The sequence below is a fragment of the Agrobacterium radiobacter genome, from assembly GCF_040801995.1.
In the GTDB taxonomy this organism is placed as follows: domain Bacteria; phylum Pseudomonadota; class Alphaproteobacteria; order Rhizobiales; family Rhizobiaceae; genus Agrobacterium; species Agrobacterium radiobacter.
Genome location: NZ_JBEGHX010000002.1, coordinates 324,966 through 344,504 on the forward strand (window position 1 = coordinate 324,966; position 19,539 = coordinate 344,504).

Here is a 19,539-nt window from a genome sequence, read left to right on the forward strand (position 1 = left end):
TTGCTCCTTTCATGTCACGATTTGACGGCACCGGCCGTCAGGCCCGCGATGATGTGTTTCTGTGCGAGGAAGAAGACGATGACGGTCGGCAGGATCGTCAGCGTGATGAAGGCGAGAACGAGCTGCCATTCCGTGCCGAATTCGCCGCGATAAACCATGATGCCGAGCGGCCAGGGATATTTCGATTCCGAATTCAGCATGATGAGCGGAAGGATGTAGCTGTTCCAGCTGCCGACGAAGGAGACGATGCCAACGGTCGCCACGATCGGCCGCGAAAGCGGCACGGAAATATGCCAGAAGAAGCGTAGATAACCGCAGCCATCTACGAAGGCCGCCTGAAACAGCTCGTCCGGCAGATTACGGAAATAATTGCGGAACAGGAGAATGCTCATGCCCAGCCCGAAGGCTACCTGCGGCAGCACCACACCCCAATAGGTATCGAGCAGGCCGAGATCGCGGATACGAATGAACAGCGGCAGGATGGCGGTCGCCGCTGGAAACATCAGCCCCAGCAGGAAATAGTTGAGTAGGAAGGACGAGCCGAAGAATTTCACATGCGCGAAGGTGAAGGCCGCCATGGCCGAGACAGTCAGCGTCAGGAATACCGTCAGCAGCGCGATGACCAGCGAGTTGAAGATTTGCAGCCAATAGCGTTTGCCAAGCAGGATATCGCCGTAGTTCGACCATTGCCATTCGGCCGGAATGCCGAAGGGGTTGACGCGCAGGTCTCCCAGCGTCTTGAAGCCGCCGAGCGCGGTGGTGAGCAACGGGATAAGCACGATGGCCGCAATCAGGCTCAGCGATATATAAAGATAAAGCTTGGTTTGCAGCGGCATGCGGACGGAAGTGGATGTGTCAGTCATGGCGCATGAAAATCCTTTTGTAACCGAAGGCAAGCGTCACGCAGATGACGAAGAGAACGACGCCCACCGCGCTGCCAAGCCCCACCTGCATGCGCATGACGCCGTAGGTGTAGAGGAAGGTGACCATGGTCTGCGTGGAGTTGGACGGACCGCCGCCGGTGAGCGGCATGATCATGTCAAAGAGCTGCAGCGAGCCGATTACCGCAAAGAAGACGGAAAGGCGCACCGTTGAGCCGAGCATCGGCAGCGTGACATAACGGAATTTCTGCCAGCCGGACGCGCCATCGATTTCGGCTGCTTCCAGCACGTTTTTGTCGACGGATTGAAGGCCGGCGATGAACAGCATCATGTGGAAACCGAAATATTTCCAGACGATGACGCCAAGCACGGCATAGATCGCCACATCCTTGTCAGCCAGCACGTAAGGGTTGGCGAAACCGAAGAAATTGGAGATGGCGGCGAACAGACCATAGTCACCATCATAAACGAAACGCCAGATCAGGCCCGCTGCAACGTCAGCCAGAACATAGGGCAGAAAGAACACCAGCCGGAAGGCGACGACGCCGGGAATGCGGTGCGCCAGCATCATGGCCAGCCAGATCGCCAGCGGAATCTGGATCAGGATCGAGATAAGGATGATCAGGCCGTTATTCATAAGGGCCTGCGAGAAGGCGGCATTACCAAACAGGACCTGGAAATTCTTCAAACCGACAAAATCGGTCGGCGTGCCGTAACCGTTCCAGCGGTAAAGGCTGTACCACGCCGCCTCGCCCATGGGCAGGATGACGAACAGGGTAAAGAGCAACAGGGCAGGCGGCAGAAACACCAGAAGGGTCAGCGCCCGGTCATGCGCGACCGAACTTTGCTTGCGCTTGGCCTTTGTCGCGCCGCGCGCCGGTATGGACGCAGAAGTCATGGAAATATCCGTCATCTCTATCCGCTTTCATGGAGGCAGATAAGCAGCGCCGCACATTCGCGGCGCTGCCATGAAAACCGTCAGATCAGCGCAGTTCGAATGCGTCCTGAATCTGCTGGGCGCCCTCTTCGGAGGTCATCTGGCCGGAAACGATCTCGACTGAAATATCGTTGACGACGCGGCCGACGGCGGCGCCCAATGTCTGGTCGAAGAAGTTCTGGTGCCAGGTGGAGGCGGCAAGCTGTTTTGCCGAATCCGCCAGCAGCGGGTTCTTCACCGCACCGGCGGCACCCGTGGCAACCGGCAGGATCATGCCGGCGGTCGCCATTTTCTCTTCGCTTTCCTTGCTGGTCAGGAAGGTTGCGAAATCGATCGCTTCCTTGGAGGCGTTCTTGGTGAGCGCCCAGCCGTTCAGGCCGCCCAGCGTATCAGTGGCCTTGCCGGCGCCGCCTTCGACAATCGGGAAGGCGAAGCGGCCGATATTTTCAGGGGCCAGCCCCTTGCCGTCGCCCGCATTCTTGCGCTGGTTGGCTTCCGTATTGTCGAAGCCGAGAATAATCGCCGCCTTGCCGTCGCCGAAGACGCCGAGCGCCTGTGGCCAGGTCGAGCCGAGATATCCGGGCTGGAAGGGTTCGAGCTTGCCGAACGCGGCCAGCTGTTCACCGGCCTTGATGATCGCCGGGTCCATGAAACCTTCGCCTTCGCCCTTGCGGGCGGCATCGAACACGGCCTGCCCGCCATTGCGCATGACGAGATAGCTCCAGTAGAAATGAATCGGCCATTTTTCACCGCCGCCGCCGGCGATCGGGACGATACCGGCTTCCTTGATCTTCTTGACCGTGGCGCTGAAATCGTCCCAGGTCTTGATATCCTCCGCCTTCACACCGGCCTTGGCGAACAACTCCTTGTTATAAAAGAAGCTGACGAGGCTGACACGGTAAGGCACGGCCCAGACCTTGCCGTCAAAAGACAGGCCGTCGATTGCGGACGCATTATAGGCCTCACGCAGCTTGCCGCCATCGGCGTCGAAAACGTCGGTCAGATCTTTCAGCGCGCCGGTCTTGGACTGCTCCTCAAGGACGCCGCCACCCCAGCTGTAGAAGAAGTCAGGCACGTCATTGGATTGCAGCAGCGTCGGCAATTTTGCCTTGAAGGCCTCGTTTTCGAGGAACTGCAGCTGAACATCGACATCGGGATGCTTGGCCTCATATTCCTTGGCAATCTCCTCCCAGACAGCCACAGATTTGGGGTCCAGCTCCACATGCATCCATTTAACGACCGTGGCTGCCGAGGCGCTGGCCGCGCCGAGCATCAGGGCTATGCTTGTCGTTGCGGCAAAGGCAATCCGCCTGCCGCTCAGGCTTGCGCCTGCGTGCCAATACGTCATGATCGTGATCCTCCCTGGGGTTCCTCACCATTTATTCCCCAATGCGGATTAATTCACCCCACGCCCTGCCCGATGTCAAGGTGGTTTGCCAATTTTTTACCCAAACCGCTTGACACACCCCTCCCGACAGACGTTATTTAATCCGCAATCCGATATAAATTCGTTTTAGATCGAACCCGATCGCAGCAGGACCTCATGAAGACCGCAGACCCCGAATTGATGCGCGCGATCAACAGGCTGAGCGTGCTTGATAGCATCCGCCGCCATGGCCCGATCTCGCGGGTGGAAATCAGCGAAAGAACGCAGCTCTCCACCACGACTGTTTCGGCGATTACCGCCTCGCTGCTCGATGACGGGCTGATTCTCACCCGCCATATCGGTGATATCCGCACCGAAGGGGGGCGCGGCAGACCGCGCGTGATGCTGGAACTGAACCCGGATGCCGCCCGCGTTGTGGGCGCCAAGATCGCCGCAAACCGCATGGTTTTTGTCGTCACCGATTTCTGCGGCAATGTGCTGTCCACCCTTGCCTTGCCGATCCGCGTCGACCGCCAGCCCATCGGCGTCATCGCCGATTTGGTGGAAGACGGCGTACGACGCTGCGTCGTCGATGCCGGTCTTTCGCTTGAGGATGTGGACATGGTCTGTCTCGGCCTGCCTGGTGTCATCGAACACCGCACCGGCAGGATCCGCAGCAGTCCTATCCTGCGCGAAGTAAACGTCAACTTTGCCGAGGAAATGACGGCGCGGCTGAATTCGCCAACCATCATCGAAAGTGACGCACACGCCATCACGCTCGCCCACCACTGGTTCGGCCATGCGCGCGATCTCGAAGACATGGTGCTGATTTCGCTGGAACAGACACTCGGGCTTGGCGTGCTGCACCAGAACCAGCTGTTTCGCGGCGCTGGCGGTCTCAGCCACAATCTCGGCGACCTCGTCATCGGCCTTGCTAATGAAGGAACGGTGCGGCTGGCAAGCCAGGCGGGCGAAAATGCCATTTTAGGCTCGCGCCCGGTGGACGGGCGTTTTGCCGAAGCGATCCGGCTCGGCCGTGGCATGCAGCATGCCCATGCGCTGATTGCGGCCGAAGATCACGATCTCATCGCGGCGGCCCTGCGCGCCGGCGCAGCACTTGGCCTGACACTTGCCAATATCGTCACGCTGTTTGCGCCGCCGCGGGTCATCATCACCGGCTCCAGCCTCGAACTTGGCGAACCTTTCATCGCCAGCATTCGCAACAGCTACAACGCCGCCGTGCCGCCATCGCTGGCCGGTGTCGCGGAACTGGTTTTCGATGTTGCGAGCGACGAATTGTGGGCGCAGGGGGCCGCGGCCGTTGCGCTTTACGAACTTTACGAATCGCCATGGAACACAACCGGGCCAGCGCTCTAGCCCGCAGGGTTGAGCACAGGCCCAGGTATTTCTGATTTACGGGAGGAATCATATGAACAAGGTCGGTATCGGCATCATAGGCTGCGGCAACATTTCCAGCGCCTATCTCAAGGCCATGGCGTCGTTTCCCATTCTCGACATTCGCGGACTGGCGGATATGAACGAGGAAGCCGCGAAGGCGCGGGCGGACGAATTCGGCCTGAAGGCAACCAGCATTGACGCACTTCTCTCCGACCCGTCAGTGGAAATCATCGTCAACCTGACGATCCCCAAGGCGCATGTGGAAGTGGGCCTGCGTGCGCTCGATGCCGGCAAGCACGCCTATTCGGAAAAACCGCTCGGCATCAATTTCGCCGAGGGTAAACGCCTTGCGGATGCGGCAAAGGCCAAGGGCCTGCGCATCGGCTCGGCCCCCGACACCTTCCTTGGCGGCGGACACCAGACCGCACGCCGCCTGATCGATGAGGGTGTGCTGGGCCAGCCCGTTGGCGGAACAGCCACCTTCATGTGCCCCGGCCATGAGCGCTGGCACCCCAACCCGGCCTTCTATTACGAGGTCGGCGGCGGGCCGATGCTCGATATGGGCCCCTATTACATTACCGATCTCGTTAACCTGTTCGGCCCGGTCGCCAAGGTGGCGGGCTTTGCCGTTGCACCGCGCAATGAGCGCCTCATCACCAGCGAACCGAAGAACGGTGAAAAAATCCCCGTCCATGTCGCCACCCATGTGTCCGGCGTGCTGGCCTTCGAGAACGGCGCCGTTGTGCAGGTGGGCATGAGCTTTGATGTGGCGGGCCACAAACATGTGCCACTGGAACTCTACGGCACCGAAGGCACGCTGATCGTGCCCGATCCCAACCATTTCGGCGGCGAGGTGCAATTGCTGAAAAAGGGCGGCCAGTTCGAGCCGCAGTCGCTGTCGTCGCCCTATGCTGACGGCAATTATCGCTCCATCGGCGTTGCAGATATGGCCTACGCGATCCGCGAGAACCGTCCGCACCGCGCCAATGGCGATCTCGCCCTGCATGTGCTGGAAGTCATGGAAGCCTTCCAGACGGCATCGGACAGCGGCACGACCGTTTCCATCACCACCAAAGCGGAGCGCCCTGCGCCGCTCGAAACATCGCTGGTCGACGGCCAGCTCGGCAAATAATCCCGAGGAGGAAATAAATGCGCGAAGCACTCATCGTCTGGGGCGGCTGGAGCGGCCACGAGCCGCAGGAATGCGCCACCATCGTCAAGGACATATTGGAGGAAGACGGTTTCAAGGTCTATGTGGAGCACAGCACGGAGGCTTTCGCCGATCCGTCGGTGCATGATCTCAGCCTCGTCGTGCCTATTGTCACCATGTCGAAGATCGAGAAGGAAGAGATCAAGAACCTCACGGCCGCCGTCGAAAACGGCGTCGGCATTGCCGGTTTCCATGGCGGTGCGGGCGACAGTTTCCGCGAATGCGTGGAATATCAGTTCATGATCGGCGGCCAATGGGTCGCCCATCCCGGCAATATCATCGATTACACGGTCAACATCACTCGCCCCGACGATCCGTTGATGGAGGGAATTTCCGATTTTCCCTATACGTCGGAGCAATATTACATGCATGTCGACCCCTCCAACGAGGTGCTGGCCACGACGAAGTTCACCGGCGACCACGCCTGGTGGATCGACGGCGTGGTGATGCCGGTGGTCTGGAAACGCAAATATGGCAAAGGCCGCGTCTTCTATTCGGCGCTCGGCCATCAGGCCAAGGAATTTTCCGTACCGCAGATGAAGACCATGTTTCGCCGCGGCGCCAACTGGGCGGCGCGCTGAAGCGTGCATTGAGAGGTGGCCAAACAAGGCCGCCTTTTCCTTTCATCAGCCGCGAATAATCTCTTCCGCCGCCATCGCCACGCTGAGAACATGGTCATCCGAGCCGTGTAGACCGGAAAGCAGCAGGCCAACCGGCATGTCTGCTTCACCCGTCCCGCAAGGGATGGAAACGCCGCAGAGATCGAAGAAATTGCCGATCTGGGTATTTCGCAGGGTTTTCGCATTCATGGCGAAAAAGGCATCGTCGTCATCGAGAAGCGGCGCGACCTTGGCCGCAACATGCGGTAATGTCGGCGACACCAGCAGTTCCTGCCTGCCGATCATGCCTGAAAACGCCGCCGTCATGCGTTCGCGCGCCTCGATGATGGCGATATAATCAGGCATTGAAATATTTGCACCAAGCCTCGTTCGCGCAACCACGCGCGGGTCCATGCGCGCGGCATCCGCACCTTCCAGCCGTGTCTTGTGCAGGGCAAAGGCTTCCGCCGTCACCAGCGCACCCTTTTCTTTGATAAGATCGAATAGCTCCGAAAAAATGGGAAATGCCTGCCGCCGCACCCAGGCACCGGCGCGGACAAGACGTTCCACCGCCTGCTCGAAAGCGGCTGCAACGCCATCCTCTATGCCATCGAAAAATACAGTTTCCGGCACCACCAGCGAAAGGCCCGCGAGAGGCGCACGCTGGACGTCTGCAGCCGCCTTGCCGCGCATCGCGGCATCCACCCAGACGGCGTCCTGCACGGTGTGCGTGAGCGGCCCGAGCGAATCCAGGCTTTTTGCCAAGGGATAAACGCCACGCATCGAATAGCGGCCGCGGCTTGCCTTGTAACCCACCACACCGTTGAAGGCGGCGGGAATACGCACCGATCCGCCCGTATCGGTGCCGATCGCTACCGGCACCAGACCGGCTGCGACAGTGACGCCCGCGCCAGACGAAGAGCCGCCCGGCAGACGGTGACCATCCTTAGAAGCAGGATTGCGCGGCGTGCCATAATGCGGATTGATGCCGAGACCGGAAAACGCGAACTCGCTCATATTGGTGCGGCCGATGCAGATCATGCCCGCCTGTTTCAGCGCCGTCACCACATCAGCATCGCGAGACGCAGGCGCATCATCCGCAAGCACCGTCGATCCGGCCGTGGTCGCCATGCCTTCCAGATCAAAAAGGTCCTTCCAGGCCACCGGAATGCCATCAAGCACGCCACAGGAACGGCCCTCGGCAATGCGTTTTGACGCGGCTTCCGCCTCCACCATGGCCCGCGCGGCCGTCAACTCGACAAAAATGGCCTGATCGCCCTCATTGCCGATCGCATCCAGCATCTCCTCCGCCAAGGTACGCGGATCGAGATGGCCGCTCTGGATGAGAACGGAAAGCTGCGCGATATTTTTGCCTCTGTGAGCCATGGATATCTTCCCTGAAAACGGCATGTTGCGCACAACATGCCGTTTATCGACCCGTTGGCAAGGTCAATCATCGCGCCATCTATGCCCCACACGCAGATCAGGAAACATGACGAAGATCGCAGAATTTTGGAGTCTATCCTTGACGCTTCATCTCTAACCTCCGATTTTTTCAACCTGAGGTGCATGAATGCCATTTCTTATATAAGCTACGACTATAAAAAGACGGATTAATTCTTAATCGCCTCTAAACTTTGTTGAATTATTTAGCAGACATCATTGAAACGCATGCCCTATAAAATTCCATAAAACAATTATAACGCGACATCGCGGGGGACTATCGCGAATGGAAGAGACTGCCTATCGCGGGACGGATAGACAGGTTGAACCGGGCCACACGCTTCGCTCACCGACGCAGCCGGAAACAGGCCGGTTTTCGCGGCGGCGGTCGCTTGCCAGCAAGATAACCCTGATATTCCTGGGCGGCGTGATCTTTTCCTACAGCATCGGCGCGCTCGTCGGCTGGTACATGTTCGTTGCCGCCGCCAGCGAGCAATGGCTCAATCAGGCCCGCGTCAATTCGCAGATCGCCAGCGCCACGCTTCGCAGCATCTATACCTATGTCAGCGTCACCGCCGATGCCGACGGGCAGGTCAACGGCATATTGACCGACAAGCCGATCGGCGATGATGACTCCATTCTCGTCACCGGCTTCAACCCCAGCGACGTTCTCGCGCTTATCGGCGCGCAGACCAAGAATGCCGTCTGGCTTTTCCGTTATGATGAGGCCGATTCCGGCTTCCGCCAGATCGCGGCGGCCTTCGACAACGCCACCGATGACGATGAAAAGCCGCTCGCCACCGATCCCATCTTTTCCAGAGACGCGGTCGCCGCGCGTTTTTCCACCGGTTTTGCGACGATCGGCGAATCCAGCCATTATATCGGCCTGCTGCCGATCATCAGCACGGAAACGAAGAAACCGATCGGCGCGGTCGCCGTCAGCATCGGCGGATCGGACGCGCTTTATGGCGCGCAGCGCAAGCTCATCTATAATTCACTCGCCGCGCTGATCGTGGTCTTGACCGTCACCGGCGTACTTGTGACGGTGATTGCCCGGCATTTCCTGAAACCGGTCCCGGCGCTGGTGCAGGCGACACTTCGGATTGCCCGCGAGGAAACAGATGTCGCCACGCCGTTTCAGGAGCGGAGAGACGAGATCGGCGACATGGCCACCGCCATCGAAACGTTGCGCGAGGCAGTTCTGGAGCGTGGACGCCTGCGGCAGATACGCGATATGGCGCAGCAGCTGGAGCATATGGCCCATCACGACGCGCTGACCGGACTTCCAAACCGCGTGCTGTTGATGAAGACGCTGGAAAACCGTCTGGAGCAACTGTCGGCGTCCGGCCAGCCCTTCAATGTCATGCTGCTCGATCTCGACCGCTTCAAGGCCGTCAATGACACACTCGGACATGCCGCCGGTGACGCCTTGCTGGTGGCGGTGGCCTCGCGGATTTCCTCCGTGCTCGGTGAAAACGATATGGTGAGTCGCCTCGGTGGCGACGAATTCGCAATCATACAGTCGACAAACGGTGACTGCGAGAGCGATGCGGCGATGCTGGCCGCGCGGGTGGTGCATGCCGTCTCGCGCAGTTTCGGCCTCGAAGGCAGCGACATCAGCATTGATACCAGCATCGGAATCGCCTGCGCGCCGGGCCACGGCACATCCGCCACGCAGCTTCTGCAACACGCCGATCTCGGCCTTTACCGGGCGAAATCCATGGGCTGTGGTTATTTCGTTTTCTATGAGGCGGGCATGGACATGGCGGCGCAGCACAAGCATGCGCTGGAAATAGACATGAAATCCGCACTCGAAAACCACGAATTCGAGCTGCACTACCAGCCCGTGGTCAATCTGCAGAGCGGTCGCATTGTGGCTTATGAAGCGCTGGCCCGCTGGCGACACAGCAAGCTTGGCCTCATTACCCCGGACCGCTTCATCACGCTTGCCGAAGAAAACAACTTCATCAGGCCGTTGGGCGAATGGGTTCTGGCACAGGCCTGCATGGATGCGATGACCTGGCCGAAGGATATCAAGCTCGCCGTCAACCTATCCGCCGTTCAGCTCTGTAATGACGACATCGTCCCTGTCGTCGACCGGGCGCTTGAGAAATCCGGCTTCCCGGCGGAACGGCTTGAACTGGAAGTGACGGAAACGGCCATGCTGGAGCGTGACAGCAGCGCCCGGGCCCTGAAACTGCTGAAGGAAAGAGGCGTTCGCCTCGCTCTTGATGATTTCGGCACCGGTTACGCCGGGCTCAGCACGTTAACCCATGTCGCTTTCGACAAGATCAAGATCGACCGGGAATTCGTCTCCGGCCTGCCGGCCAATCCCATGTGTTCGGCCATCGTCAACACTGTCATCGACATGGCTGAACAGATTGGCCTGAAGGTCACCGCCGAAGGCGTTGAGAACAGTGAGCAGGTCGAAGCGCTCAAGCTTTCCGGGTGCGACGAAGCGCAGGGCTATTATTTTGCCGAGCCCGCGCCGCTTGCCCGAATTCTCAAGAACCGCGCCGTCATCGCTCCGATTGCGCAGGATGAATTCGGCGACATCGGTCGACCGACACAGGAAATCTATTGCCCACCACAAAAAGCCATTTGAGAAACCGGCCGCCGGCCCAGAGGACATAAAATGCGTCTTTCAGTATTTTGCCTTTTCCTCACATGCTTTGCTCCCATCACGCCCCTTCAGGCCGCCGGCGAAGGCGACACGCTTCAGCAGATTGCCAGAACCGCCAAGATCCGCATTGGCTATCGCGAGGCCGAACCGCCCTTTTCCTATCAATTGCCTGATGGCGAGGTCACTGGTTTCTCGACTGATCTTTGTCGGGCGATCAGCGAAGATATTCGCAGGAAGCTGAAGCTCGACCGCATCGAGCTCGAATATGTCAAGGCAACGCCCGCGACACGCTTCATCCTTGTCCGCAGCGGCCAGATCGACATTGAATGCGCAGCCACGACCAACAATAACGAACGCCGTAAGATCGTGGATTTCTCCTATCCCAATTTCATGACCGCGACGCAGTTTCTCTCCCGCAGGCAGGACAATCTGAAAAGCCTTGCCGATCTCGCCGGACGGTCCGTCACATCCGCCTCCGGCACCGTCAATATCGAGCAGCTCAACGCCGTCAACCGGGCGAAGAACCTCAACATCTCGGTGATGCCGACAAAGACCAATGAGGAGGCCTTCGAACTCGTGGTTTCCGGCAAGGCTTCCGCCTTTGTCATGGATGGCATATTGCTCGCGGCGCTGGCGGCGACATCGGAAAACCCGGACCTCTATGCGCTTTCCGAGGAAACGCTGAGCGCACCCGAACCCTATGGCCTGGTTTTCCGGCGCAACGACCCTGCTTTCAAAGCGGCGGTCAATGAAAGCCTCAGACATATCTTCACCGGCCCGGCCATTCATGGCCTCTATGAAAAATGGTTCACCAAGCCCATTCCCCCCAACGGCATGAACCTGAACCTGCCAATGGCCGCGTCATTAAAACAGGCCTACGAATATCCAAGCGAATACCAGGACTGAGAGCGCAAAGCGCCAACTCCTATCGATTTTCATGAAGATGTTTTGACGGATTATTTTGGCTGGAGATGCGCGATGCAGAGATCGACATTATGGCTTCTGTTGTTTTTCCTCAGTCTTCTGCCCGCCCAGGCGGCCAGTGACGGTGCCCAACCGCCGACGCTTGATACCATTGCCAGAACCGGCACGATCAAGCTCGGTTATGCCGATCGCAATATTCCCTTTTCTTATCTTGGCACCGGATCGGAACCGATCGGTTACAGCATCGAGCTCTGCTTGAGGGTGGCGGATTCCATCAAGAGAAAGCTCGGCCTGCCGGAACTGAAGGTCGAATTCGTCAAGCGCACGCCCAGCAACCGCATCATGCTTCTCAATGACGGCACGATGGATATGGAATGCGTGGCAAGCACGAATACGGAGGAAAGGCGCAAGGCCGTGTGGTTCTCCTACAGCCACTTCATCACCGGCACGCGTTATGTCGCGCTGAAATCGAGCGGTCTGAACACCGTCGCCGATCTTGCCGGACGAACGGTGGTGGTGACGACGGGAACCATCAATATCAGCCAGCTCAACGTGCTCAATCGCAAATTGGGGCTGAACATTGCCGTGCTGCAGAATGACAGCACGGAGGGCAGTTTCGACATGGTGACGGAAAACCGCGCCTCAGCCTTCGTGATGGACGATATTCTCTTGCGATCCTTCGTCGCCGAAACGGGCAAGCCGGAAGACTACGTCATCTCCAACGAATATCTCGCCCCGCCCCAGCCCTATGGCCTGATGCTCCGGCACGGCGATACCGGCTTCAGGGATGCCGTCAACGAAGCGCTCGGCGAAATCTATGCCAACGGCGAAATCGAAAAAATCTACGACAAATGGTTCAACGCGCCGATCCCGCCGAACGGGATAAACCTGAAACGCCCGCTGCCCGGTGACCTGGAGGAAGCGTTTCACAAACCCGTCGATACGACGGCGGAATAGAAAAGCCGCCCGGTGGCGGGCGGCGTCTTTGGCGGAATGTCTTCAGGCAGCGCGCAGGTCCGCGCCAAGCGGGATTTCGACGTCGATCTCCAGAATGGAGACATGCTCGTCGCGATCCATCTTCACATGCACCCTGTCGCTGTCGATCTGCACATGCTTGGCGATGACACCGAGAATTTCTTCCCGGAGGATAGCCACGAGATCGGAGCCGGACGATGCCCTTTCGTGGGCGAGCAGCACCTGCAGACGCTCACGCGCAAGCGGTGCCGACTTCTGTTTACGGAAAAGACTGAAGATGCTCATGCAGCCCTCCTTGCGAAGATCTTGGAGAAGATGCCACGCTTCTCACCCGGGATGACCACCGGAATATCCTCGCCGGACAGGCGGCGGGCGGCATCGAAATAGGCCATGGCCGGCGCGCAACGGGCATCCGCCAGCGTTACCGGCGCACCGACGTTGGAGGCGCGCAGCACGTCCGTGCTTTCGGGAATGATGCCGAGCAGCGGAATGGAAAGGATTTCCAGAACGTCATCGACCTTCAACATGTCGCCACGCTCGGCGCGGGAAGCATCGTAACGCGTCAGAAGCAGGTGCTTCTCCATGCGCTCGCCGCGTTCGGCCTTCAGTGTCTTGGAATCGAGCAGGCCGATGATGCGGTCGCTATCACGCACCGAGGAGACTTCCGGATTGGTGACAACGACGGCCACGTCTGCATGGCGCATGGCGAGCGTAGCGCCCCGTTCGATACCGGCCGGGCTGTCACAGATCACCCAGTCGAAATGTTTCTTCAGCTCGTTGATGACCCATTCGACGCCTTCCGGCGTCAGATTGTCCTTGTCACGCGTCTGCGAGGCCGGCAGGAGGAACAGCGTCTCGAGGCGCTTGTCGCGGATCAGCGCCTGCGTCAGCTTGGCGTCGCCCTGGATGACGTTGACGAGATCGTAAACCACGCGGCGTTCAGCACCCATGACGAGGTCGAGGTTACGCAGACCGACATCGAAATCGACGACCACGACCTTCTCTTTGTTCTGCGCCAATGCGGCGCCAAGCGCTGCGGTCGAGGTGGTCTTGCCGACCCCGCCCTTGCCGGAAGTTACAACGACTACCTTCCCCATATGGCTCTCTCCTGTTCCTGTGTGTTTATCTGTTATCAGCCGAGTTTTGCGGCCTTGATCGTATCGTTTTCCAGCCAGAGCTGAACGGGCTGGCCGCGCAGCTTGTCGTCAATATCCTCGGCCACCTTGTAGACGCCGTCGATGGCCAGAAGCTCCGCTTCGAGCTTGCGGCAGAAGATGCGCGCCGAAACATTGCCGAGCGAACCGGCCATGGCCCGACCGCGCAGGGCGCCGTAAATATGCACCGAACCGCCGGCGATGATTTCCGCCCCCGAGGCGACCGAGCCGATGACGGTCACGTCGCCTTCGGGAAACAGGATCGACTGGCCGGAGCGCACCGGCTCGTTGATGACCAGCGACTGCACGACGGCCCTGACCTCACCGGCAGCACGCGGCTTTTCCTCCGGCAAGTCGGCAGCGATGGCGACCGGTTCAACCTCGACATCGGAAGCAGGCTTTCCACCCTTCAGCGATGGCGGCATGCCCGGCTCGATCATCGAGGGGCGAACGCCCTCAATGCCCATGATGCCGACATTGCGCTCCGTCAGCGCCGCCAGCAGTTCCTTCAGTCCCGCCTTGTCGAGCGACAGCTCCGAGACGTCGAGAACCACCGGCCGCGACAGAAAGAAGCCCGCCGAACGGGCGGCGAGATCATCAAGCCTCTCCAGCCATTGATCGACCGGAGATTCGGGGGACAGGACGACTGCGAGGAAGGAGCGGCCTTTGATACGGATCGAACGCTGGTCTGTTAGCACTTTGGTCATCTTGGTAAATAAATCGTTGACAATTAGGTACCTCGAATATGGTTAACAAATGGTTAACGCCGGCCCCAAAGAAGGGAAATCGTTAAGAAAATTCCCAATGCGAAACTCTTCGCGCGGAACTTTCCAAAACCTCGGTTACCTTTTGATTTTGCGATATTCCGCCCTCTGCGAATGTTTATGATGACAGCTTATCCTTGCAGCAGGCTGACGTCTCAGCGAAGACACGCTCTCCCTCTCCTTCTCCGCCCTGGAAGTTCGACTCGACGGGATCGCAGCACGTCCGATTCTGGCACACGATTTCCGACCGGCCTTGAGCCGGCCCTCGATTCCCGGGATGGAAAAGCGATTCCGTTATGTCTTCCGATACTGTAGATACGGGCTGTCCCACAGTTCCAACGGAAGAATGAGATGCACAGCAAAGTCCCGCCGCAGAACCAGATTTTTTCGCAAGAGTTTGCGGCCTTCCTGTTCGACATGGATGGAACACTCGTCAATTCGATCGCCGTCGTCGAGCGGGTCTGGCGGGAGTGGGCCGTTGCAAATGGCATCGAGCCGAATGCTTTCCTGCAGCGCATTCACGGCATGCGGGCCTCGGAGGTGATCCGTCGCGAGGCGATTCCCGGCCTTAATGTGGATGCGGAGGCGGATATGATATTGCGCGCCGAGATGGATGATGTGGACGGCATCATTCAGATACCGGGCGCCGCGGCCTTTCTTTCGTCTCTACCGGCAGGCAAGTGGGCCATCGTCACGTCAGCCGTGCGTGAACTGGCTGAACGCCGGCTCGCCGCGGCCGGCATCACGCCGCCACCCGTCATGATCTGTGCGGACGATGTCGTCAACGGCAAGCCCGATCCCGAAGGTTACAGGAAGGCCGCCGAAAGGCTGGGCGTTGCGCCGGAAAGCTGCATCGTCTTCGAAGATGCGCCCGCGGGCATTCAGGCCGGAGAACGCATGGGCGCCGCGGTGGTTGTCATCAACGTGACCCATTCCCACCCGATCGAAACGCCGCATCTTTCCATTGGCGGGTATGGTGAGCTGGATGTCATCATCGGCGACGACGGCGGCTTGAAGCTTGCAGGTGGCAAGAGCTGAAAAAGCCAGCCCACACATGCGCCGTCATCCTCGGGCTTGTCCCGAGGATCCAACCACGTATCGCAAAGCCGATCGGTTGCAGATGCCCGGGACAAGCCCGAGCATGACGGAGGAGACGTTTTCGGACTTTGCCATCACCCTCGGTCCAATGACTTTGGCTGACTGGTTTCCGGTTCAAGGCCGGAATGGCGGAAATGGAAAACGCCCCGGAGTAAGGCAAATGCCAAGCCTCTGTATCGGCCGCAAGTCTTTCGCCCCGCACTTTTCCACACCGGCCAATTGACAGCACCACATAAATGCGTCCTAATAAAATTGGTAAGACCATCTTACCGCTTGCGCGATCGGGGGAGACTTTCGCGCTGGGAGGGACATCATGTTTGTGGCTCTGGAGCCGCGCCGCCTTTACCGGCTGGTCGCGGAACAAATTCGTTTGCTCATCGAAAGCGGGGAGCTGACCGAAGGTCAGCGCCTGCCGGCGGAGCGGGACCTTGCGGAACGCTTCGGCGTTTCCCGCCCGACTGTCCGTGAAGCCCTCATCGTTCTGGAAGTGGAGGGCCACATCCATATCCGCATGGGTTCGGGCGTCTATGTCAGCGCAGCCGGCAGGCAGGCTAAGGAAAAGCCGGCGGTGCCGGATGCGCATGGTCCGTTTGAAATCCTGCAGGCGCGCTGCATCATCGAGAGCGCGATTGCCGAGGAAGCCGCACGGCTTGCCAAGCCGGAATGCATCGCCAAGCTTGACGATATCATCGAACGCATGGCCGGTGCGCTCGACAATTCGCCACAGGCGCTCAATCTCGACCGGGCTTTCCACACCGCCATTGCCGACATCATCGGCAATTCGGCGCTCAATCGCTTTACCGGCCTGATCTATGACGAGCGCAGCCTGTCACCCTTTTTCGAAAAGCTCGCCAGCTATTTCGAGGGCCCGCACACCTGGAACCTCGCCGTGCAGGAGCATCGGGTAATCCGTGACGCCATTGCCGCCAACGACCCGGAAGGGGCCCGTGAGGCGATGCGGCAGCATCTGACGCTGTCGCAGAAGAGATTTTCCGAAAGCTTCGGGGAGGAAGCGATCGGGGAAGAGTGACCGTTGCCGCAACCGGCGACGGAAAAAACAGCACATCTGGCTTTAATTCGGGAGGAGTTAAGAATGAAAATCAGATTGTCGACTTTGATGGGCGCAACCGCCGCCATCCTGCTTTCCGCTCTGGCGGCGCAGGCGCAGACCACGCTGAAATGGGCCCATGTTTACGAAACCTCCGAACCGTTCCACACGGATTCGGTCTGGGCCGCAGAAGAAATCGCCAAGCGCACTGATGGCCGCTACAAGATCGATGTCTTTCCGGCTTCTCAGCTTGGCAAGGAAGCCGATATCAATCAGGGCCTGAAGATCGGCACCGTTGATATCATCATTTCCGGCTCGAGCTTCGCGGCGCGTGACTTCAAGCCGATCGGCGTCACCTATTTCCCCTATATCTTCCGCGATCCGAGCCATTTGATCGCCTATACCAAGAGCGACATCTTCAAGCGCCTCGCCAAGGGTTACGAAGATAAAACCGGCAACCACATCGCCGCCGTCAGCTATTACGGCACGCGCCACACGACATCGAACAAGCCGATTACCGCCTGCGCCGACATGGCCGGGCTGAAGATGCGTGTTCCCGATGTTCCAGCCTATCTCGCCATGCCGCGTGCCTGCGGTGCCAACACGACGCCGATTGCCTTTGCGGAAGTCTATCTGGCGCTCCAGAACGGCACCGTCGACGCACAGGAAAACCCGCTGACCACCATCGAGGCGAAGAAGTTCTTTGAGGTGCAGAAGAATATCGTCTTGACCGGTCACATCGTCGACCACCTCAACACGGTGATTTCGAAGAACCTCTGGTCGCAGCTTTCCGATGAAGACAAGAAAATCTTCACCGAGGTCATGCAGCAGGCCGCCGAGCGGACCACCAAGACAATCGATGAACGCGAAAAAAGCCTCGTCGAAGACTTCAAGAAGCGCGGCCTGACCGTCGCCGAAGTCGACAAGGCCGACTTCGAGAAGAACGTCATCGAAAAAGTGAAGTTCGAGGACTTCGGTTACGACAAGGCCGACTGGGAAGCCATTCGCGCCGTCAAGTGAAGCAAGATCCGGTGCGGCTCCTTTTGCCGCACCGCCCTTTCTCTCCAGACGGGATATCTCAATGTCGCAGGAAATCCATACTCAGGTCACGCCTGAGGAACTCGCCCATACATTCGACGAGGCGCCGCCCGAGGTCGATCTCAAGGTCTATTCATTCGAGGACTGGGTCACGCTCGGCCTTTTCTGGCTGATGACGGGCTGCGTGTTCCTTCAGTTCTTCACCCGCTACGTGCTCAACAACAGCTACGCCTGGACGGAGGAAATCGCCGTCAACTGCCTGATCGGCGTGGTGTTTCTGGGCTCGGTCATGTGCGTTCGCATGTCGCGTCACATCCAGGTGGATGTGCTTTATCACTATGTGCCGCCGCAGGTGGCCCGCGTCATGTCGATCCTTGTCGATGTGCTGCGTATCGTCTTCTTCGCTTACACATCCTGGCTGATGTGGCGCTATCTGGAAATCGTCGCAGATGAGGAGATGGTAACCGTGGCGCTTCCGCGCAACATCGTCTTCTACACGGTTCTGGCCGCTTTCGTGCTGATGTTCTTCCGGTCGGTGCAGGTCTTCATCGACAATATGCGGCGTGGCTATTCCGTTCTGGAGCGGCCCGAAGAATTCCAGAGCGCGGGGGATTGATCAGATGCTGCTTCTTATCGGCTCATTTCTTCTGCTGATGCTGATCGGCCTGCCGGTCGCCATTTCCATGGCCTCGGCCTCGCTGCTCTACATCGTGTTCTACAATGTCGCGCCTGATATCATCGCGGCGCAGCGCCTGATTGCAGGTGTCGAGAGCTTCCCGCTTCTGGCCGTTCCCTTCTTCATCCTTGCCGGTAATCTCATGAACACAGCAGGGGTGACGGGACGTATCTACTCCTTCGCGGTCGCGCTCGTCGGCTGGATGAAAGGCGGCCTGGCACAGGTCAACATCATCGGCTCGGTGATCTTTTCCGGCATGTCCGGCACGGCGCTTGCCGACGCCGCCGGTATCGGCACCATCGAAATCAAGGCCATGAAGGACCACGGTTATCCGGTGGAAGCAGCCGTCGGCGTCACCGCCGCTTCCGCGACGCTCGGACCGATCTTCCCGCCATCACTGCCCTTCGTCATTTACGGCATGATGGCGAATGTCTCCATCGGCGCGCTGTTCATGGCCGGCATCATTCCGGGTGTCGTCATGACGCTGCTGATGATGATCACCGTTGCGGTCTTCGCCTATATCAAGGGCTGGGGCTCCGATACGCCCTTCAGCCTCAGAACCATCTTTGGTGCATCAATAGAAGTCTTCGTGGTGATGATGGTGCCGCTCGGCATCTATATCCTCACGGCATTTGGCCTGTCGCTGAACCTGTCGATCCTGATCGTGCTGGTCATCCTGCTCGCCTGCGACTGGTATTTCGACTTCTCCGCCGTGATGGCGCTAATGACGCCGGTGATCCTGATCGGCGGCATGACCATGGGCTGGTTCACACCGACGGAAGCAGCCGTCGCGGCCGTGCTCTGGTCGCTGTTCCTCGGGCTCGTCCGTTACCGCACGATGACCTTCAAGACGCTGGCGAAATCGACCTTCGACACCATCGAGACAACTGCCTCGGTGCTCTTCATTGTCGCGGCAGCCTCGGTCTTCGCATGGCTTCTGACCGTCAGCCAGGCGGCGCAGCTTCTGTCTGCGGCGATCCTGACGATCACCGACAGCAAGTGGATATTCCTCGTGCTGGTCAATCTGCTGATGCTGTTCGTCGGCTGCTTCCTCGATACGATCGCGGCCATCACCATCCTCGTGCCGATCCTGTTGCCGCTGGTGCTGCAATTTAACATCGATCCGGTGCATTTCGGCCTTATCATCACGCTCAACCTGATGATCGGTCTGCTGCATCCACCACTTGGCATGGTGCTGTTCGTGCTCTCGCGCGTGGCAAAACTCTCCGTCGAACGCACCACCATCGCCATCCTGCCGTGGCTGGTGCCGCTGTTCGTCGCATTGCTGCTGATCACCTTCATTCCCGCAATCACGTTGTGGCTGCCGACCGAAATGGGCCTGATCCGCTGACGAAACCCCTGCCCGCGCGGTTCGCCGCGCGGGTTCATTCATTCCATACACAGA

At 59.0% G+C, this 19,539-nt stretch carries 18 protein-coding genes; 11 read left to right on the forward strand and 7 right to left on the reverse strand.

Going from position 1 to position 19,539, the window contains the following annotated elements; translation table 11 throughout:
* Positions 1-14: 14 nt before the first annotated feature.
* The 3 genes from MRBLRC7O_RS15490 to MRBLRC7O_RS15500 form a co-directional block, all read right to left on the reverse strand.
* Entirely contained in the window at positions 15-863 is an 849-nt protein-coding gene (locus MRBLRC7O_RS15490) for a carbohydrate ABC transporter permease (RefSeq protein ID WP_003506513.1), read from the reverse strand.
* The gene (locus MRBLRC7O_RS15495; RefSeq protein ID WP_003506511.1) at positions 856-1,794 is read right to left on the reverse strand and encodes a carbohydrate ABC transporter permease; all 939 of its coding nucleotides are present in this window, start codon (positions 1,792-1,794) and stop codon (positions 856-858) included. Before MRBLRC7O_RS15495 ends, MRBLRC7O_RS15490 begins: the two co-directional genes overlap by 8 nt.
* A 70-nt stretch (positions 1,795-1,864) precedes the next feature.
* Positions 1,865-3,166 carry an ABC transporter substrate-binding protein gene (locus MRBLRC7O_RS15500; RefSeq protein ID WP_060726869.1) on the reverse strand — a complete coding sequence of 434 codons (1,302 nt, stop codon included), beginning with the start codon at positions 3,164-3,166 and terminating at the stop codon, positions 1,865-1,867.
* A 195-nt stretch (positions 3,167-3,361) separates the two neighbouring features.
* On the opposite strand from MRBLRC7O_RS15500, the gene MRBLRC7O_RS15505 reads away from it, so the two are divergent.
* Genes MRBLRC7O_RS15505 through MRBLRC7O_RS15515 form a run of 3 tightly spaced genes read left to right on the forward strand, consistent with a single transcriptional unit; the run spans position 3,362 to position 6,373 of the window.
* The gene (locus MRBLRC7O_RS15505) at positions 3,362-4,561 is read left to right on the forward strand and encodes an ROK family transcriptional regulator (RefSeq protein WP_060726870.1); all 1,200 of its coding nucleotides are present in this window, start codon (positions 3,362-3,364) and stop codon (positions 4,559-4,561) included.
* Between the two features lie 52 nt (positions 4,562-4,613).
* A complete protein-coding gene (locus tag MRBLRC7O_RS15510; protein ID WP_060724717.1) occupies positions 4,614-5,714 on the forward strand; it encodes a Gfo/Idh/MocA family protein in 1,101 nt (366 codons plus the stop codon).
* A gap of 17 nt (positions 5,715-5,731) precedes the next feature.
* A complete protein-coding gene (locus MRBLRC7O_RS15515; RefSeq protein WP_003506506.1) occupies positions 5,732-6,373 on the forward strand; it encodes a ThuA domain-containing protein in 642 nt (213 codons plus the stop codon).
* 45 nt (positions 6,374-6,418) lie between these two features.
* Here MRBLRC7O_RS15515 and MRBLRC7O_RS15520 read toward each other — a convergent pair whose 3' ends face one another.
* Positions 6,419-7,777, reverse strand: a complete 1,359-nt coding sequence (locus MRBLRC7O_RS15520) for an amidase (RefSeq protein ID WP_060726871.1) — start codon at positions 7,775-7,777, stop codon at positions 6,419-6,421.
* Positions 7,778-8,120: 343 nt separating this feature from the next.
* Between MRBLRC7O_RS15520 and MRBLRC7O_RS15525 the strand changes: the two genes are divergently transcribed.
* From MRBLRC7O_RS15525 to MRBLRC7O_RS15535, 3 genes are all read left to right on the forward strand, one after another.
* Positions 8,121-10,439: an EAL domain-containing protein gene (locus tag MRBLRC7O_RS15525; protein WP_060726873.1), complete on the forward strand. Its 2,319-nt coding sequence runs from the start codon at positions 8,121-8,123 to the stop codon at positions 10,437-10,439.
* Positions 10,440-10,469: 30 nt separating this feature from the next.
* Entirely contained in the window at positions 10,470-11,363 is an 894-nt protein-coding gene (locus tag MRBLRC7O_RS15530; RefSeq protein ID WP_003506503.1) for an amino acid ABC transporter substrate-binding protein, read from the forward strand.
* A 72-nt stretch (positions 11,364-11,435) separates the two neighbouring features.
* A complete protein-coding gene (locus MRBLRC7O_RS15535) occupies positions 11,436-12,338 on the forward strand; it encodes an amino acid ABC transporter substrate-binding protein (RefSeq protein ID WP_060726874.1) in 903 nt (300 codons plus the stop codon).
* Between the two features lie 42 nt (positions 12,339-12,380).
* Here MRBLRC7O_RS15535 and minE read toward each other — a convergent pair whose 3' ends face one another.
* From minE to minC, 3 genes are read right to left on the reverse strand one after another with little or no spacing between them, the layout of a single operon-like run.
* Positions 12,381-12,641, reverse strand: coding sequence for a cell division topological specificity factor MinE (gene minE / locus MRBLRC7O_RS15540; RefSeq protein ID WP_003506500.1), 261 nt, complete (start codon positions 12,639-12,641; stop codon positions 12,381-12,383).
* Positions 12,638-13,453 (reverse strand): septum site-determining protein MinD, encoded by an 816-nt coding sequence (gene minD / locus MRBLRC7O_RS15545; protein ID WP_003506498.1) that lies wholly within the window; start codon positions 13,451-13,453, stop codon positions 12,638-12,640. Before minD ends, minE begins: the two co-directional genes overlap by 4 nt.
* A gap of 35 nt (positions 13,454-13,488) precedes the next feature.
* Positions 13,489-14,217: a septum site-determining protein MinC gene (minC, locus tag MRBLRC7O_RS15550; protein WP_162706265.1), complete on the reverse strand. Its 729-nt coding sequence runs from the start codon at positions 14,215-14,217 to the stop codon at positions 13,489-13,491.
* A gap of 408 nt (positions 14,218-14,625) precedes the next feature.
* Here minC and MRBLRC7O_RS15555 point away from each other — a divergent pair, with 408 nt between their 5' ends.
* The 5 genes from MRBLRC7O_RS15555 to MRBLRC7O_RS15575 all read left to right on the forward strand — a co-directional run bounded on the left by MRBLRC7O_RS15555 (position 14,626) and on the right by MRBLRC7O_RS15575 (position 19,485).
* The gene (locus MRBLRC7O_RS15555) at positions 14,626-15,312 is read left to right on the forward strand and encodes an HAD family hydrolase (protein ID WP_060726876.1); all 687 of its coding nucleotides are present in this window, start codon (positions 14,626-14,628) and stop codon (positions 15,310-15,312) included.
* Positions 15,313-15,685: 373 nt separating this feature from the next.
* On the forward strand, positions 15,686-16,402 hold the full coding sequence (locus tag MRBLRC7O_RS15560; protein ID WP_060726877.1) for a FadR/GntR family transcriptional regulator: 717 nt from the start codon (positions 15,686-15,688) through the stop codon (positions 16,400-16,402).
* Between the two features lie 63 nt (positions 16,403-16,465).
* On the forward strand, positions 16,466-17,440 hold the full coding sequence (locus MRBLRC7O_RS15565; protein ID WP_060724724.1) for a sialic acid TRAP transporter substrate-binding protein SiaP: 975 nt from the start codon (positions 16,466-16,468) through the stop codon (positions 17,438-17,440).
* Positions 17,441-17,501: 61 nt separating this feature from the next.
* Positions 17,502-18,074, forward strand: a complete 573-nt coding sequence (locus MRBLRC7O_RS15570; RefSeq protein ID WP_060724725.1) for a TRAP transporter small permease — start codon at positions 17,502-17,504, stop codon at positions 18,072-18,074.
* A 4-nt stretch (positions 18,075-18,078) separates the two neighbouring features.
* A complete protein-coding gene (locus tag MRBLRC7O_RS15575; protein WP_003506486.1) occupies positions 18,079-19,485 on the forward strand; it encodes a TRAP transporter large permease in 1,407 nt (468 codons plus the stop codon).
* Positions 19,486-19,539: the final 54 nt, after the last annotated feature.